17 protein-coding genes are annotated in these 16,360 nt (G+C 40.2%); 11 read left to right on the top strand and 6 right to left on the bottom strand.

From position 1 onward, the window contains the following. The first annotated feature begins 273 nt into the window (after positions 1-273). A complete protein-coding gene (locus tag HPT25_RS04370; protein WP_217269624.1) occupies positions 274-939 on the top strand; it encodes a polysaccharide deacetylase family protein in 666 nt (221 codons plus the stop codon). A 103-nt stretch (positions 940-1,042) separates the two neighbouring features. Here the strand turns inward: HPT25_RS04370 and HPT25_RS04365 are convergent, their stop codons facing one another. Further along, positions 1,043-1,924 carry a glycosyltransferase family 2 protein gene (locus HPT25_RS04365; protein ID WP_173060463.1) on the bottom strand — a complete coding sequence of 294 codons (882 nt, stop codon included), beginning with the start codon at positions 1,922-1,924 and terminating at the stop codon, positions 1,043-1,045. 90 nt (positions 1,925-2,014) lie between these two features. Continuing rightward, positions 2,015-2,407, bottom strand: a complete 393-nt coding sequence (locus HPT25_RS04360; RefSeq protein ID WP_217269623.1) for a hypothetical protein — start codon at positions 2,405-2,407, stop codon at positions 2,015-2,017. 212 nt (positions 2,408-2,619) lie between these two features. Here HPT25_RS04360 and HPT25_RS04355 point away from each other — a divergent pair, with 212 nt between their 5' ends. Continuing rightward, positions 2,620-2,796 (top strand): hypothetical protein, encoded by a 177-nt coding sequence (locus HPT25_RS04355; protein WP_173060457.1) that lies wholly within the window; start codon positions 2,620-2,622, stop codon positions 2,794-2,796. A 334-nt stretch (positions 2,797-3,130) separates the two neighbouring features. Here HPT25_RS04355 and HPT25_RS04350 read toward each other — a convergent pair whose 3' ends face one another. The 3 genes from HPT25_RS04350 to HPT25_RS04340 are packed head-to-tail and all read right to left on the bottom strand — an operon-like array spanning position 3,131 to position 5,902. Further along, the gene (locus HPT25_RS04350; protein WP_173060454.1) at positions 3,131-4,165 is read right to left on the bottom strand and encodes a glycosyltransferase family 4 protein; all 1,035 of its coding nucleotides are present in this window, start codon (positions 4,163-4,165) and stop codon (positions 3,131-3,133) included. Then, positions 4,162-4,881, bottom strand: a complete 720-nt coding sequence (locus HPT25_RS04345) for a glycosyltransferase (protein WP_173060451.1) — start codon at positions 4,879-4,881, stop codon at positions 4,162-4,164. The genes HPT25_RS04350 and HPT25_RS04345 overlap by 4 nt, the downstream gene beginning before the upstream one ends. Next, complete coding sequence (locus HPT25_RS04340) at positions 4,874-5,902, bottom strand: glycosyltransferase family 4 protein (RefSeq protein WP_173060448.1); 1,029 nt, start codon at positions 5,900-5,902, stop codon at positions 4,874-4,876. The genes HPT25_RS04345 and HPT25_RS04340 overlap by 8 nt, the downstream gene beginning before the upstream one ends. A gap of 214 nt (positions 5,903-6,116) precedes the next feature. Here HPT25_RS04340 and HPT25_RS04335 point away from each other — a divergent pair, with 214 nt between their 5' ends. The 6 genes from HPT25_RS04335 to HPT25_RS04310 all read left to right on the top strand — a co-directional run bounded on the left by HPT25_RS04335 (position 6,117) and on the right by HPT25_RS04310 (position 11,510). Then, positions 6,117-6,902: a sulfotransferase domain-containing protein gene (locus tag HPT25_RS04335; protein ID WP_173060445.1), complete on the top strand. Its 786-nt coding sequence runs from the start codon at positions 6,117-6,119 to the stop codon at positions 6,900-6,902. Positions 6,903-7,125: 223 nt separating this feature from the next. Next, positions 7,126-8,214, top strand: coding sequence for a CotH kinase family protein (locus tag HPT25_RS04330; protein WP_173060442.1), 1,089 nt, complete (start codon positions 7,126-7,128; stop codon positions 8,212-8,214). An 18-nt stretch (positions 8,215-8,232) separates the two neighbouring features. Next, positions 8,233-8,613 (top strand): SET domain-containing protein, encoded by a 381-nt coding sequence (locus HPT25_RS04325; RefSeq protein ID WP_173060439.1) that lies wholly within the window; start codon positions 8,233-8,235, stop codon positions 8,611-8,613. A 181-nt stretch (positions 8,614-8,794) separates the two neighbouring features. After that, a complete protein-coding gene (locus tag HPT25_RS04320; RefSeq protein WP_173060436.1) occupies positions 8,795-9,781 on the top strand; it encodes a polysaccharide biosynthesis protein in 987 nt (328 codons plus the stop codon). Next, positions 9,778-10,605: a dTDP-4-dehydrorhamnose reductase family protein gene (locus HPT25_RS04315; protein ID WP_173060433.1), complete on the top strand. Its 828-nt coding sequence runs from the start codon at positions 9,778-9,780 to the stop codon at positions 10,603-10,605. The genes HPT25_RS04320 and HPT25_RS04315 overlap by 4 nt, the downstream gene beginning before the upstream one ends. Next, the gene (locus HPT25_RS04310; RefSeq protein WP_217269622.1) at positions 10,587-11,510 is read left to right on the top strand and encodes an NAD-dependent epimerase/dehydratase family protein; all 924 of its coding nucleotides are present in this window, start codon (positions 10,587-10,589) and stop codon (positions 11,508-11,510) included. Before HPT25_RS04315 ends, HPT25_RS04310 begins: the two co-directional genes overlap by 19 nt. A 71-nt stretch (positions 11,511-11,581) precedes the next feature. Here HPT25_RS04310 and wecB read toward each other — a convergent pair whose 3' ends face one another. Continuing rightward, the gene (wecB, locus tag HPT25_RS04305; RefSeq protein WP_173060425.1) at positions 11,582-12,670 is read right to left on the bottom strand and encodes a non-hydrolyzing UDP-N-acetylglucosamine 2-epimerase; all 1,089 of its coding nucleotides are present in this window, start codon (positions 12,668-12,670) and stop codon (positions 11,582-11,584) included. A 178-nt stretch (positions 12,671-12,848) separates the two neighbouring features. Here wecB and cysC point away from each other — a divergent pair, with 178 nt between their 5' ends. The 3 genes from cysC to HPT25_RS04290 all read left to right on the top strand — a co-directional run bounded on the left by cysC (position 12,849) and on the right by HPT25_RS04290 (position 16,038). After that, entirely contained in the window at positions 12,849-13,457 is a 609-nt protein-coding gene (gene cysC, locus HPT25_RS04300; protein WP_376767970.1) for an adenylyl-sulfate kinase, read from the top strand. A 235-nt stretch (positions 13,458-13,692) separates the two neighbouring features. Then, positions 13,693-14,829 carry a sulfate adenylyltransferase gene (gene sat, locus HPT25_RS04295; protein ID WP_173060419.1) on the top strand — a complete coding sequence of 379 codons (1,137 nt, stop codon included), beginning with the start codon at positions 13,693-13,695 and terminating at the stop codon, positions 14,827-14,829. 300 nt (positions 14,830-15,129) lie between these two features. Beyond that, entirely contained in the window at positions 15,130-16,038 is a 909-nt protein-coding gene (locus HPT25_RS04290) for a CPBP family intramembrane glutamic endopeptidase (RefSeq protein WP_173060416.1), read from the top strand. Positions 16,039-16,360: the final 322 nt, after the last annotated feature.

Below are 16,360 nucleotides of genomic sequence, written 5' to 3'. Positions count from 1 at the left end.
ATGAAATTACCAACATGGTAATCTACCTTGGGATTTTCCTGCAAAATCCATTTGCAGTCGACAAAATTCTTGTTACAATCAGCTTGTAAGTCGAACTGCAACGGCTTATAAGTGGTTTATGAATTGTGTGAGGTGATTACTGTGAGGTTATTAAAAGTAGCATCGGTTTTGTTGGTTTTGTCTTGCAGTCTATTATTCTTTTCTCACACGCCTGCTAAAGCGGTTGAAAGGAATGAGAGCATCAACATACCCATTTTGTTATATCACCACATCTTGAAAAAGAGTGAGAATACATTTACGAAAGATTCTGCTGTCATTGATTTGGAATCCTTTGAAGAACAGATGAAATATTTGCACGATGAAGGTTATCATACGGCTACTATTTCAGAGCTGGATGCTTATTTGCACGGAGGAAAAGAACTTCCTCAGAAAACCGTAATGATCACATTTGATGATGGACTTAAAACAAATTATCTATATGCCTACCCAATCTTAAAAAAATATGGATTTAAAGCAGTAAATTTCATCATTACAAGCCGTGTTTCTGATACGCCAGTTCCCTTTAACCCTAAAAAACTACAATTTCTAAGCTGGCCAGAAATAAATGAAATGCGGGACGTATTTGAGTATGGCAACCATACAAACGAACTTCATGGAACAGTTGATGGAACTCCGGCATTATTAAAAGAATCAGATCAAGTGATTTTACAAGATTTAGAGACTAGTGGAAAGTTATTAAATCATCCGGATTACTTTGCCTATCCATTTGGAGCATACAATAGCAGAACAATTGAACTGTTAAAAATGGCAGGCTTTAAATATGCTTTTACGACAAAAGCAGAAACGGTCAAAATCGGTGACAATCCATATGAACTTGGACGATTCCCAATCACCCCAAATATCACGTTAAATGAATTTAAAACATTGGTGGCGAAATAGAAGGTCTGAGATCAAAAGGAAGTATATCCACACCATTTAAATAAGAGAAGGGATGTTCTATACCATCCCTTTCCTTTTCGCATTTTCCCTCTTTTCGTAACCGTTAGAATGGAATTTCAAATTTCTTCATAAACCAGTCATCATCGTATTTCCTGCGTTGGAAGTACTGTTCACGCTGTGCAAGTACATTCGTATTCAAAACCTCTGATTCGATTGCTTCTGGATTACTATTCGTAATGGCCGCTTTGCACTTATTTATTCTGTCCTCCGAAAAATGGCTGTATGCCATTCTTAGCATATTAAAATAAAAATCATCCCAATTTATGTTATAAGGGTGTACACTTCGGAACACATGGAGAATCTTGACGGCTGGCTGCACAAAACAAGTATACCCAAAAAGCCACATTTTAATGGAAAGCTCTATATCCTCATAACCCCATACTTTAAAATAGCGGTCAAAGCCGCCGATATCTGCAAAAACTTCCTTGGAAATCGCCAAACACCCTCCTGGCAGGATGGCCGTTGGGAATAGTTCGCTTTTGTTCAAATGCCATTGCGTTTCCAAGGAGGCATTTAACGTTTGCCCAAGTCCGGGATATTGTGGGCTGTCTACGTTTGCGATCCCGGGAGTCACAGCATCAGCAATTCCCTGTTGGATGGGCTCGAGCAATCCCTCTATCCAATCATCTTCAAAAAAAAGATGAGCATCACAAAAAATTAAATAGGTTCCTTTTGCTGCATTTGCCCCTATGTTTCTTGCTTGAGCTGCACCAACGCCATTTGTTTGGATTCGTTTTATTTGATTGATCCCAAGAGATGAAATAAAATCGCAGCATTTATCCGTTGAACCATCATCCACTACGATGATTTCAAATGGAAATGAAGTTTTAACCTTAAGTGCGGATTTAATCGTGTTTTTGACGTTTCGGCCTTCATTTTTAGCCGGGATAACCAATGAAACGACTGGGGCCTTAGGATTTATCATTTCATCATCTCTTTCAAGTTGATAAGTAATCCGTAAAAAAATGTTAGCTAAACCAAAGGAAGATCCCATGGTTTAGCTGTGATGAAGGTATTAGCACCGTACTAAAGTGACAAGTACATCTGTCGGCGTTAAGGCAACGATGCTTTGAATTGAAAAACCATTGGCTATAAGACAGCTCATAAATTGAGTAGCTGCAGGTACTGGTACAGGAGTAGGGGTAGGAAGCGGGCCAGGAGAAATCACTGGTATACTGCATGGAAGAATGCTTCCAGCGACAAATACAGAGAGTACAGCATCGTTTGTCGGATTAAATCTTAATTGAACAACGTCACCAGCACAATATCTTCTTCTTCCTCTTCCTCTGCTGCTGCTGCTTCCAGATGTAAGTCCTAAATTTAGGTAATCACTAGTAGTAAAGTCACTAGTACTGAAGCTCCCAGTCGAGTCATGACGAGGTTTACCTTTTGGTGCCAAATTATTCACTTCCTCTCTAGAAAAATAAGTTTACGTAATATCATATTTTTTTGAAAAATAGATGTACAGGCTAATACATACAAAAAATGCACATTTTTCCCCGGCTTTGCTTTACCCAGCAAATCTATTTCTTTTGTCCAATTTTTCGCAAATAGTAGAGTACACAATCATAAGAAAATAGAATGCATATAAATATATGGAAAACAAAGGAGGTGTACAGTATGGCAAAACAAATTGTTGATTTTAACGCAAGTGTGCCTAGTAACTTTAGTCAATCATTGAACAGACCTTTACCTGCATCCCCATCCAAAATTACATTGGCTGCTTTTGGACTAGCTGTACTGAATCCTAGAACAAATGTCCAATTAATTGGAACGGTGAGATTCAATCTATTTTAGGAACACCACAAGTTATTCTTACTGTATTCAGAGATACAGCATTGATTGGCACTGTCCGTGTTGATACCCTTGCTGTCGATGAAGTGGGAAGTGTTAGTTTCTAAATTATGGATATAAATGCTCTTGTTGGATATCACGGCTATAAAGTTACAGGAGAGGTGACAAACTCCATTATTTTAAACCAAGCCAGTGCCGTGGGACCTATCACTGTTTAAGTGACATCGATTTTATAATGTGGCTTTGCTACGGGCAGGATCGCATTTTATATGCTTCCGGCTCTTTTATTTACCCATAAAAAACAGGAGCCTTTTACAGACTCCGGCTATTATCACGATTAACGGCTCTTTTGCAAGATCTGAGAGATCCCCTCTTCAAAAGCGTTTACACTATTTTCCCATGTCCATTTGGCCGCTTCCTGTTCTCCTGCTAGCGCTAATCTGGTCCTTAAATCCGTATCCCTGATAAGACGAAGGATATCTTGAGAAAGTCGATTTTCATAACGGTAAGAAAGCAAACAGTTTTCCTCGTGGCGGCAATAATCGAGGTTTCCTCCGGAATATGTCGTTACCAAAGCTGCGCCGCATTTCATCGCTTCAAGACCAGGCAGGCCAGCTGTATCATAGGTAGAGGAACTGACGAAAATATCCGAATAATTATAGTGGTAGCATAATTCAGCGTCATTTTCAGGGGTTAAGAAACGGAAGTTGCAGTTGTTTTTTAGTTGCTGTAACTGAAGGGAGGAGGCTAATTCCTTTGGTGGGCATAAAAGATTGATGATCACTTCCGGATGCAGCTGCTTGACTAATTCCAATTGCTCGATCAGATATTCTTGTTCCCGATGCCAGGAATATCCACCCTCAGGGATCCTAATAATCGCCGATATTTGCAATGAATCATGTGGAGAGCGGATATGAAAATTTTTAAAAGTAGAACTGATCCCTACGGGAACAATATGTCCCTTAACACCATGATTCAAATAAATCATTTGCTGCTGCCACTTTGACAAAACCAATAGATTAGGCATATGGTATGTGCGAAAGGTAACGTGATTTTCGGGCAAAAACGTCGGCTCATAGCATAAGCTTAACCGTACGTGCGTTCCTTTCCCGTTATCGCTTGCAGCTTGTGCAGAAGGAATGATGGTATAGAAGTTCGAAACAATGACATCACTTATTGGATAGTCGGTTTCTGCAAACTCATAACCGGGTGTACGGATTAGCTTGCAGATTATGTCATATTCAAGATCACCATATGTCGGCATGATAATCGTTACATCGTGCCCTCTGCGAACAAGACCGTTGGCCAATTCAGCAAGCATCCGCTGGGCGCCGCCTTTGCATAAAGTTAAAATGGGGAAGGTTATCTTCATTTCAACAGCTCCTCCAAAATCAGCTGATCCAGTCCTGCTTGATGCTTTTGCTGAACAAAGACAATCTCTTTCAGGATTTCTTGTTCATGCTTCTTTGTCCCCATCCCATCATGTACACGATACAAGACAAGCGGTTCATTCAGATAATAAAAATGGCGGTATTTTAGTACTCGGAGCCATAGATCATAGTCGTGCGTGTAGGGAAGGGATTCATCGAATAAACCAGCCTCTGAAAATACACTCATTTTCATCATGACGGTGCAGCCATTAATGAAACAGCCCTTTTTCATTTGCTCTAGAAACTGAAGCCGATTGGGAAAAGAAATACCAAGGGATCCGCTTAAAATCGAGTTATTAGCATCAATGTATACATAATCGGAATAACTTACATCTGCTTGGCATTCGCTCATGAATTGATGCTGTTTTTGGACTTTTTGCGGGTCATACCGGTCATCAGAGCTTAGCCAACAGAAATAGTCGCCTGTTGCATGCTGAATTCCGGCATTCAATGCACTTGCAGTACCTCCGTTAGCTTTTTCAATATAACGATGAATTTTAGGAATGTATGGCCGAATTTTCTCAGTAAACTCCTCTGATGATCCGTCATTGACGACGATGATTTCTATATTAGGATAGGTTTGATTCAAAGCACTTTCAATCGCGTGACCAACAAAAGGGCAATTATAAACGGGAATCACGATTGATACTTTATCCATTTTCACCCTTCATCCTTTCTTCATTAATCTTTTCTAATGTCTCGATGATTTCATTTAAAAAACGTTCTCTTGTGAAACGCTGTGAACTTTGCAAGCCGCCTTTGCTCAATTTTTGCGCTAATGTTTCGTTTTTTAAGACAGTAAGTATTCCTGTTGCAAGTGACTTTGGGTTTTTAGGGAGGGTAATCACAGCACTTTCCAAATCCTCGCAGTAATCCAGCACACCACCTGAGTTTGTCGTTACGGTAGGGGTACCGCAAGCCATTGCTTCAAGTGGCGGCAGACTAAAGGCCTCAAACCAGGAAGAGGAAACAAATACATCGGCTGAACGATAGTGCTCTGCCATCTCTTGCTCATCCTGGGCAGGGAAAATTTTATAAGGAATTTCTTCATCGAGATAAAGCACACCATCCGGACTGATCATATGAACAATAAATGGTCCGGAATATTCTTTCTTGACGATTTTCATTGCTTCAGCAAAATCTTTAAAGCCTTTTATTTCATATTGTACGGAGTCCCTTCCAATATAAAGGATTACTTTAGGTAAAATTGAATCAAATTCCTTTGTCTCAGATCCAGGATGAAACACGGTATGATCGATTCCAAGATTGATCACTTTACTCCTTTTGTTGACGTGTTGAAAAATCTGCTCATCCAGCCAATGGGAAATGCTGATAATGGGCATATCATGTTGATAGGAGTGAATTGCTTCGGCTTTATCAGGCACCCAGTAAGGTTCAAAGCCAAGGCTGAGCCGAACGGTTTGTTTCGGCCATGCTTCGACCGCGGGTGCGACCGTCGTATAAAAATTAGTTAAAATGATATCGCCATAGGGGATATGCTCCTTAGACAGTTCAGGGATCAGCGTTAGTTTGGTATGCACATCATATTTCACTGTGCCGGTTTGAGGCATGACGATTTCTGTCTCATGCCCTCGGGCCTTTAAAGTATTGGCAATATCAACAAGTACTTTGCATCCGCCGCCTACATGCAAATCTCCTACAGGAATGACCACTTTCATTACATACACCACCTAACCTTTCGTTTATCCATTATATGGAATATTCAAGCTCAGTGTACATGCCTTTTCTCGTGTATTTTGTTTTTGTATTTTTACCTATATTTTTGAAGGAGTTCAACACTTGCGATTCTGCCTCATATGCTATTGTATAGCTGAGTTAAAATCATAGAGTAAATTCATTTATTTACTATGAAATTCTATAGGAGGTTCTTCGTTGGTTAACCAGTCAATTGCACCACTGCCGCCATTTATTATGTCTTCGGTCCCGAAAAGCGGAACACATTTGATGCATCAAATACTGAATGGATTGCCAAATGTTAAAAACGACATAGGAGATGCTGAAAAGAAATTCTTTATCGATCACCATGTGCAGGACATCAATATATTGAAAGATCATTTTTATCGCTTGGCACATTTACAGCCCAATGAGTTTGGTTTGGGACATATGTTTTATTCGGAGAAATATGCTTATATACTGGAGCGGTTAAAGCTGAAACACATCTTTGTTTATCGCGACCCGCGCGATGTTTTAATATCCTTAGCCTACTTCATTCCGGCGAAGTGGAATGAACACCCTCTTTTCTATGATTTTCATAGCCATCTTACCAATCATAAAGACCGGATCATGTCATTGTTAAAAGGTGTTGATGGAAAATGGCCCAATTTTGATGCCTGGAACCGGCCATTTTATCAATGGATCCTGGTACCGAATACGTTGACACTCTCATTTGAAGAACTAATGCTATCCCAAGAAACACGACAAGCAGCTCTAACTAGAATTGTGAATTACCTTTGGGATGGTCAGCAGTTGCCAGAACCATTAGAAACAATCGTCGAAAAAATGGCGGGAAAAATCGATCCAGGGAAATCAAATACGTTCCGGAAAGGGAAAGTCGGCACATGGCGCGAGGAGTTCGATGAAGAAATGAAACAAACATTTAAGCAAGTGGCGGGAAATCTACTGATTGATTTCGGATATGAAAAAGATCTAGAGTGGTAGGATCCTGCCTTAAAGTAAATGGAAGTCCTTCTGGGTGTGAAAGATGGCGGCTGATCGGCCCCATAACATCTCGAAGGACTCTTTTTATTCCTTTTAAATGCTTCTCAAACGATAAAAATAATATTTTAATACCATCCTGCATTTAGACATTTGCAGTTACCTTTCAATCATTTCCTAATATAATAATGTAACTTTTTCATTCTATACGAGAGAAGGATCGTATATGGCGTATGTAATTCCATCCTATTCTTTAGCCATTAAAAAAGAGGATTTAGAAGAGTTGCGAAATGATGTATGGAACGATGACCCAGTCCCCGGATATTTGACCGTGGAGAATAAAATCTATGATGTGGATATAGCTTATCGCGGTTCCTATACGCGTGAATTTCGCAAAAAATCCTATTGGCTGGATTTTATTGAACCTGAAGAATTTAATGGCAGCAGAGAAATCCATCTCAATGCGGGATTCAAAGATCCCTCACTGATCCGCAATAAACTTTCTCTTGATTTCTTTCAGGATATTAGAGTCCTCTCTCCTGAAAGCCAACATATCAATTTAACGCTAAACGGATCAGTGGAAGGAGTCTATCTGCAGCTGGAATCTGTAGATGATTTATTTTTGCAAAAAAGAGGTTTGCCTGAAGGGCCTATTTATTATGCCATTAATAATTATGCTAACTTTTCCTTCATGAGAAATAAGAAGGTAAAAAAAGAGATTCTATCCGGTTATGAACAGAAAGTTGGAAACTGGACAGACGATTTCTATCTACAAGAATTGATCACCAAAATAAACACAACCCCCATAAATGAATTTCCGGAAATCATTGAGCGTTATATCCATATTGAAAACTATCTTCGCTGGCTTAGCGGTGCTGTTTGCACCATGAATAATGACGGATTTACACATAACTACGCACTTTATCGCAATAGTCAAACGGGATTATTCGAAATCCTTCCATGGGACTATGATGCCACATGGGGACGAAAGGTAAACGGGGGGGTTATGGAGCACGACTATGTTCCGATTGAAGGCAAATTGGACAATCATCTATCTTTCCTTCTCCTGCAGATCCCAGAATACCGTAAACGATACCGCAGCATTCTGGAGGAAATTTTAGAAACACGATTCACAGTAGATTATTTGGAAGAGAAAATCGTTTTCCTCCATCAAGCCCTCAGACCCCATATCCTTCACGACCCCTATAAAAAGAAAAGCATTCACTCATTTGATGATGAGCCGGACTTTATCTTGCAATTTATCAAAGCCCGCAGAAGTTATTTAATAAACCAGCTTAAAAACCTTGAGAATTAACGAGGAAAGGAGCTCAAAATGGGTCCCATTTATGTGAAAAATACGGAGAAATATGGCAGAGGAATTTTTGCTTCCAGAAACATTGAAAAAGGTGAACTCATTGAGCAATCCCCAGTCTTAGTTTCTCCGAAAAGCGAACGAAAGTATTTGAAGAAAACAACGCTCTTCCAATATTGCTTCATTTGGGGTGAAAAGTACGATCAAACGGCAATTGCCCTTGGCTATGGCTCGTTATTTAATCACTCCTTTACCCCGAATGCCATGTTTATCAATGACCTCGAACATTTAACCATCAACTTTTATGCTATCTCTGACATTCAGGAGGGGGATGAAATCAAAATCAATTATAACGGTGATCCTAATGACCGAACCCCACTTTGGTTTGAGGTCTTGGATTAAAGGGAGTCCGGGAGGTGAAGATTTACCATGAAATATTCTAGTAAAAACCTTTATACGGAGAATTTGTCCAATTTAGTAAATCGGTCTAGAACCATCAATCCTATTAAGCATAAATTATACTGTTCGAATGATTAGCAGTCTGCTGACGGTAATTAAAACATTAAGAGTAGGAGGGGGAAAATTGTTTCAAAACAAGACCATTCTTATTACAGGTGGGACAGGTTCTTGGGGATATGAGTTAGTAAAGCAGCTTCTCCTAAAAGACCCCAAGGAAATCCGGATTTATTCTAGAAACGAATTCAGCCAGGTGGAAATGCAGAGGAAGTTTGATAATAAGCGGTTAAACTTTATCATCGGGGATATTAAAGAAAAAGATGAATTGACAAGAGCGTGCGCGGGTGTTGATTATATTTTCCATTTGGCTGCATTGAAACATGTGCCAGTTTGTGAAGCACAGCCTCTTGAGGCTTTAAAAACAAATGTAATGGGGACACAAAATGTCATAGATGCCGCCATTGCCAATCATGTGAAAACAGTTGTTTATATATCAACGGATAAAGCGGCAAATCCATCTAATTTTTATGGGATGACAAAATCAATCGGGGAGAAATTAATTATTCATGCCAATACCCTTCATTTGAATACGAAATTTGTTTGTGTCCGCGGTGGAAATGTCCTCGGAACAAATGGGAGTGTCATCCACGTATTTAAGGACCAAATCAAAGAGAAAAACCAAGTGGGCATTACAGATTATAATATGACGAGATTCTTCCTTACCCTTGAAGATGCCATTAATCTCCTTTTTAAAGCCACATATGAAAGCAAGGGCGGAGAGATTTTCGTAATGAAAATGCCGACTTGCAAAATCGTTGACCTGGCACATGTATTGATTGAATCAATGGGGAAAAAAGATGTTCAAATGGTGCAGCTGGGAATCAGGCCGGGAGAGAAAATTCATGAAATTCTATTCTCCGAATTTGAGAGTCAAAATACGGTCTATTATGATGAAGACTATTATGTCATTCTTCCAACCATCGGGCTGCCTGAACTGCAGGAGCATTATTCCAAATATCAAAAGGTTCATATGAATGCCTATCATTCTAATCAATCACTTATGACAAAAGAGGAAATAAAGACTCTATTAATCAATGGAGGATTTATTGAATGAAGCTATTAGTGTTAGGTGGAAATGGAATGGCGGGACATATGATTACTCGGTATTTTAAAACGTGTCCCGGTTTTTCTGTTTATTATACCAGTCGTGATGCTTCAGATTTGGAGGCCATTCAGCTCGATGCCAGGGATCAGGCCGTACTGGAAAGTGTCATCGATTCGTTAAAACCTGATTTTATCATCAACTGTGTTGGCATTTTAAATGAAAATGCCAACAAAAACCCGATTGATGCCTTGCTGCTTAATAGTGTACTGCCGCATACATTGGCAAAGCTGGCAGACCGGTGCGGGGGAAGGTTGATCCATATCAGTACGGACTGTGTTTTCTCAGGGAAAAAAGGTGATTATGAAGAACATGACCCGACCGATGGCGAAAAGGTATATGGGAAAACAAAAGCATTAGGAGAAATAGTGAATTCTCGTCATTTAACGATTCGTACATCGATTATCGGCCCTGAAATCAGGGGCGAGGGAATCGGTTTAATGCATTGGTTTATGCAGCAAACCGGAGAAATTAAAGGATTTAAAAGGGTGTTTTGGAACGGGGTAACAACCTTGGAGTTAGCGAAGGTCATTCAGGAAATGATGAAACAAAATATTTCAGGTTTGTACCATCTTTGCGTACCAGAAAAAATATCAAAATATGATTTACTCAGATTATTTCAAGATGTATTTGATAAAAAAGATGTCGTGATTCATCCTGATGAAAAGGTTGTATTAGACAGATCATTAAAAAATAATCGCACCGATTTTCATTATCAAGTGCCTGAATACAAAACGATGTTGCTTGAATTAAGAGATTGGCTGAATCAGCAGTGAAGGGCAGGAAAATGTTCATAACAGGTGCAAATGGTTATACAGGCAGACACGCCATCCGCCATTTTCTGCAAAAGGGGATGGCTGTTACCGCTGTTGTGAGATCGAATTTTCCTGATATGAAAGATTCCAACCTCCATATCGTAAAATGTGACGTAACGAATGAAACGGAGGTTAACAGCCTTATTCAACAGATAAAACCGGATTATATTCTGCACCTTGCAGGGAAAAGCTCGGTTGAAGAATCATGGAAGTCACCTGCTGACAATTTTAGGACAAACGTGATGTCTACGTTGAATTTGCTGGAAGCTGTAAGAATGTATTGTCCGTCCGCAAAAATAATTGTTGTTGGTTCTGCCCTGCAATTTAATCCGCAGGCTGCACCTGTCGCGGTTCATCCATATAGCTTGAGTAAAGGGCTGCAAATGCTGGTGGCAGAATCTTGGAAAAGACTATACGGATTGAATATTGTTTTGGCAAAACCTTCTAATATAATTGGACCCGGTTTTTCAAATGGGATCTGTTCTTTAGTGGCGCGAAAAATAGCCGCAATGGAAGAAGGGCATGTACAGCCCATTCTAGAAGTGAATGACTTGTCTGCCCGACGGGACTTTATTGATGTAAGAGATGTGGTCCGTGCCTATGATCAATTGTTGTTTATGGACACCAATGAAGAGGTTTACGAGATTTGCACGGGCATTTCCCGGCCGTTGGAAGAGGTTATGAAAACCTATCAGTCTATGACGGACATTAAAATGACAATAAAGGAACAAAAGTCACAGCAGCCGCAATTCAGCCCGATGATGGATCCTAGCGGGATGAAAAAATTAAACTGGGAGCCAGCCATTTCTTTTGAGAACTCTTTACATGACACCCTGCAATTTTTTCGAGGGGAGAAGGAGGTTTAATGGTTGGTGAAGAAGCCTTTTCTGTTACTCCAGTGAAAGGCTTCTTCTTTCTGAAAAATGATTGCTCCAGTTTACAGATGATGAAGTCCGCCTAAAACCATATTGATCACTTTGCTTGAAACATTTGGATCACCATAGCCTTCAGGTAGAGTCCATGAACGATTGGAAAGGATCATCAAGTTGACACTATCGACAATACTTTGATCATGAACGCCGGAAATAACATTACTTCCGCAGAGGACTGTTTCCGGTCTTTCCGTACTATTCCGAATGGTTACGGCTGGAACATGAAGAATGCAGCTTTCTTCCTGTACCGTCCCGCTGTCTGTGATGACACATCGTGCGTGTTTTTGAAGGTGAACAAAATCAAAGAATCCAAACGGTTCACTGAAGTGAATCAATGGATCTTGAGGATTGATTCGGAATTTTTTCATACGATCCCGTGTCCGTGGATGTACACTGCAAATGATCGGAATCTGGTGCTGCTTTGCGATCAGCTGAAGGGCATTCACAATATGCTGTAGTCTTGTTTCATTATCGACATTTTCGGCGCGGTGAGCTGTCACCACAATATATCCATTATTGTTTATCCCAAGCTTTTGCAAAATATCACTTTGATCAATCTTCTCCTTGTATTCTTGTAAAACTTCATAAATGGGGTTTCCTGAAACCCAGATGCGGTGATTGGGAACACCTTCACGGATTAAATTTTCCCGGCTCAGCATCGTATAGGGCAAATTAAAAGAGGAAACGGAGTCAATCGCTTTTCGGTTAATTTCCTCAGGTACAGAGGTATCGAAACAACGATTGCCAGCCTCCATGTGATAAACAGGGATTCCCATTCGTTCGCCAAGCAAGGCACAAAGGGCACTGTTCGTATCACCCAGCAATAAAATCTTATCCGGTTTCTCTTTTGCCATTATTTTTTCAACTTCTGCAAACATTTCTCCGACCTGCTGCCCGAACGTATGGGAGCTTAAATGGATTTTATAGTCTGGCTGCCGAACGCCAAGCTGTTCAAAAAATACATCGCTTAGAGAGCGGTCATAGTTTTGTCCGGTATGAACAAGGATATGATTTGTTAACACATCCAATTTTTTAATGATTAAGCTTAAACGAATGATTTCCGGCCGCGTTCCAAGAATGGTCATTACTTTCAACAGTATTCAATCTCCTTTATCAAAAATAATTTGAACAATTTGTAACATTTAAACCACGTTATTAGCTTATGCTTAGAATTTTGAAAATGACGATATTTACTAATAGAACAAGCCAAAAAGAGGATTCGGTAAAATTTTTAAATATCGGTAAATGGCTTAGGACAGAGAGGTGAAGCGGATTTTGAACAGAGGGGAGTCTAATCAACATATTTCATGGCTGGAATCGGCCATTACAAAAGAAGACCGTCAGAAAGTTCATGGCCATAAAAGCTTCATGCTATGGTTAACAGGACTTTCAGGTTCCGGGAAATCTACCATTGCTAATGCGCTTCAGCTCGAATTATTTAATAAAGGGGTAAGTGTGTATTTATTGGATGGGGACAACCTGAGGCACGGAATTAACAGCGATCTCACGCACAATATGGAAGATCGGAAGGAAAATATAAGAAGGACAGCCGAAATCGGCAAGCTTTTTGTGGATGCCGGCATAGTGGTAATTGCAGCCCTAATTTCCCCTTATCAAAAGGATCGTGAGATAGCAAGGTCATTATTTGGCAAAGATGAATTTATCGAAATTTATGTGAGCTGCCCCATCGAAGAGTGTGAGAAGCGCGACCCAAAAGGGCTCTATAAGAAAGCGAGAAAGGGAGAAATCCTGAAGTTTACCGGAATTGACGATCCATATGAAGAACCGGCAAATCCGGAAATCATACTTGATACAAGTAATTGGTCCATAGAAGAATGCACATCTGCCGTGACAAAATATCTTTTTGATAGGTTCTGTTAAAGAACATTGTTGATATTTAAACACTGTTGTTTGGGGCGGAAGGCACAAGACTACTCGAAAATGTACCGCATTTCCTTCGTGCGTGGGTGAATACAGGGAAGTGATTTAGTGTCCTAAGGGTAGTACGGGGTCTCCCCGGTACGCCCGCGAACCTCTCGTGCCTGAAGTGGAAATCAACAGCCGTGTTTAACAGGCCCTTTGATAAAGAAAACTTTAATAGAAAGGAATGACAAAATTGTCATTGAGTATTCCCCACGGAGGACAATTAGTGAATCAGATGGATTTCCACTTTGAAGTGTCCTCCATCCCCCATGCAATAGAAATGGATAGAATGGCGCTGTCAGATTTAGAATTAATTGCAAATGGCGCATATAGCCCCTTAACTGGGTTTCTCTCCAAAGAAGACTACGAATCTGTTGTTTCTAGCATGCGATTGAAAAATGGAATTGTTTGGAGTATTCCGATCACATTGCCCGTCACTGAAAAAATGGCCGATTCATTAACGCTTGGAGAGAAAGTAAAATTAACATATGAAAATATGGTTTATGGTGTATTGGAATTAACGGAAAAATATGTCCCTGATAAAATCCTTGAAGCAGAAAAAGTGTTTCGAACAACCGACCTTCAGCATCCAGGGGTGAAAAAACTATTTAGCCGGCCAAACGTTTATTTGGCTGGACCTGTTCATTTAATCAAAATGCCTCCGAAAAATGAAAACTTCCATGCGTTTTATAAAACGCCGAGCGAAACAAGAGGAGAATTTGCCAGCAGAAATTGGAACACGATTGTTGGTTTTCAAACCAGAAATCCCGTCCACAGAGCACATGAGTATATTCAAAAAACAGCACTGGAAACGGTGGATGGTTTGTTTTTACATCCGCTAGTTGGCGAAACAAAGTCAGATGATATTCCAGCGCCGATCAGAATGAAGAGCTATGAAGTTTTGTTAGAAAACTATTATCCTAAGGATCGGGTGTATTTGGACGTATTTCCCGCCGCCATGCGGTACGCAGGACCAAGAGAAGCCGTATTCCATGCGCTGGTTCGAAAAAACTACGGCTGCACCCATTTTATTGTTGGAAGAGACCATGCCGGAGTTGGAAATTATTACGGAACCTATGATTCTCAAAAAATCTTCACCCAATTCAGCAAAGAAGAAATCGGTATCACCATCCTCCCATTTGAACATACTTTCTACTGCACAAAATGCGAAAACATGGCTTCCACCAAAACCTGCCCCCACCCCAAAGAATACCACCTCCACCTCTCCGGAACAGCCGTCAGAACCATGCTCAAAAACGGCATCGCCCCCCCAAAAGAATACAGCCGTCCGGAAGTAATCCAGGTGTTGAGGGTGTCAGGCACCATGTGAAAATTTCACATGGTGCCTGACACCCTCCTAAATTTTACAGTGATATTTGTTTTTGGATATGTTAAATTTAAGCTATTATTATCTGTTCTTTACGGTTCGTTTTGTGCGTGTTGTTGGGTATGTTTGAGGTGGATTAGGCTTGGAAGGGGAGGATACTGTGGCGAGAGTTTGGAAATGGATGATTGCCTGTTTGGTGTTTCTGCTTCTGTTTAATGGGCTGGCGATCGCAGCCGTTCATATGGGCAGGTAGAGCGGTTTAAAACAGCAGTTTGTCTATCAATTTTCAGGGGTATGATGCGGATGACAATGAATTTAACAAAACCGATTTCTTTTAAGCTATTTGTTGCTCTTCTTATTGTGACATTGGGGGCAGAGGTGCTCCTATATCTCACCAGGTTCAGCTATTTGGCCAGTGATTTATACGATGCTGTGATGGTATCCTCCCTGTTTATTGGCTGGAGGATTTCCCCAAGGCTCGGCCAGATCCAGGAAAAGAAGAAAACAAAGCGAAGAATTGCTCTCCAGTTCACGGGTGCTTTTCTTATTTTCTTCCTTGGAAGTTCGCTGGTGAACATCTATTCTGGGATCGTCTTCTCAGAATTTAACGATGATTATAACCATTATGTTCAAGATTATACCTCCACTCCATCCACTCAAGGGGAAGGAACCCATTCCTCCTCAGGATCTAATACATCCCCCACTTTTTGGGATCAAGTAGATACTCTTGGAAATGATTTATATACGGATGCACTTGCCGGACTGGAGGAAGTTTGGCGCTTAGCATATATCATTCTCCTGCTTGTAGTATGTAAAAAATGGTTTCCAAGCCGTTGGGAAAGCGGCAAGAGGGATCTATTTCTATTAGCCGCGTTGTTTTTGACTTCGATTTTATTCGGTATTGATCATACGTTGGATGCCGAAGAGTCTTGGCGAGTTCGAATTGGTGCCATTGTCACTTTTGGAAATATGGGGTTCATATTGGGGCTGATCCTGTTGTGGACACGAAATTTATGGCTGACAGTCCTTGTGCACTCTGTGTATGATATGACCACCACGATATCCTGGTATTATTATGATTACGCTGTGGAATGCTTAGCGCTTATTGTATTGATCGTTTTTATCATTCTATTAATATTGGAAATAAGACAAAAGAATCGGCAATTAGCCGCAATGGGTGTCGAGGGCATAGAGGTGCCAGAATCAACATAATAAAAGATCGTCAGTTTAGAATACTGAAAAAATCAATAACTTAACATAATGGATTAGATCTGCCAATAAGCAGGTTCTAATCTTTTTTTATTTTTTATGGGTCCACTCCACTACCGGTAAATTCCACAGTGTGTTTTAGCTATACCGTTTTTTAAAATAAAAGGCTCTAAAAACAACATTGTTGTTTTTTAATAATCTGTTGATATCTGCTCCGATCAACAGTCAAATTTAATAGAGCCAAAGGGGAATGGAGGAAAAAAGTCCTTTTAATAGCAGTCCTCTGGGAGGAGAAGGTTTGTTAAAAAGGACAAAATTTGATACA

Source organism: Neobacillus endophyticus, assembly GCF_013248975.1.
Taxonomy (GTDB): domain Bacteria; phylum Bacillota; class Bacilli; order Bacillales; family Cytobacillaceae; genus Neobacillus; species Neobacillus endophyticus.
The sequence above is the reverse complement of the archived record's forward strand: the minus strand, read 5'-3'. Positions and strand labels throughout refer to the sequence as shown.

Excerpts from the sequence above, each read along its gene's own strand:
- HPT25_RS04315 (WP_173060433.1), top strand. The coding sequence starts at position 9,778 with ATGAAGCTATTAGTGTTAGGTGGAAATGGAATGGCGGGACATATGATT.
- HPT25_RS04290 (WP_173060416.1), top strand. The coding sequence starts at position 15,130 with ATGACAATGAATTTAACAAAACCGATTTCTTTTAAGCTATTTGTTGCT.
- HPT25_RS04355 (WP_173060457.1), top strand. The coding sequence starts at position 2,620 with ATGGCAAAACAAATTGTTGATTTTAACGCAAGTGTGCCTAGTAACTTT.
- HPT25_RS04340 (WP_173060448.1), bottom strand. The coding sequence starts at position 5,902 with ATGAAAGTGGTCATTCCTGTAGGAGATTTGCATGTAGGCGGCGGATGC.
- HPT25_RS04345 (WP_173060451.1), bottom strand. The coding sequence starts at position 4,881 with ATGGATAAAGTATCAATCGTGATTCCCGTTTATAATTGCCCTTTTGTT.
- HPT25_RS04325 (WP_173060439.1), top strand. The coding sequence starts at position 8,233 with ATGGGTCCCATTTATGTGAAAAATACGGAGAAATATGGCAGAGGAATT.
- HPT25_RS04350 (WP_173060454.1), bottom strand. The coding sequence starts at position 4,165 with ATGAAGATAACCTTCCCCATTTTAACTTTATGCAAAGGCGGCGCCCAG.
- HPT25_RS04330 (WP_173060442.1), top strand. The coding sequence starts at position 7,126 with ATGGCGTATGTAATTCCATCCTATTCTTTAGCCATTAAAAAAGAGGAT.
- HPT25_RS04365 (WP_173060463.1), bottom strand. The coding sequence starts at position 1,924 with ATGATAAATCCTAAGGCCCCAGTCGTTTCATTGGTTATCCCGGCTAAA.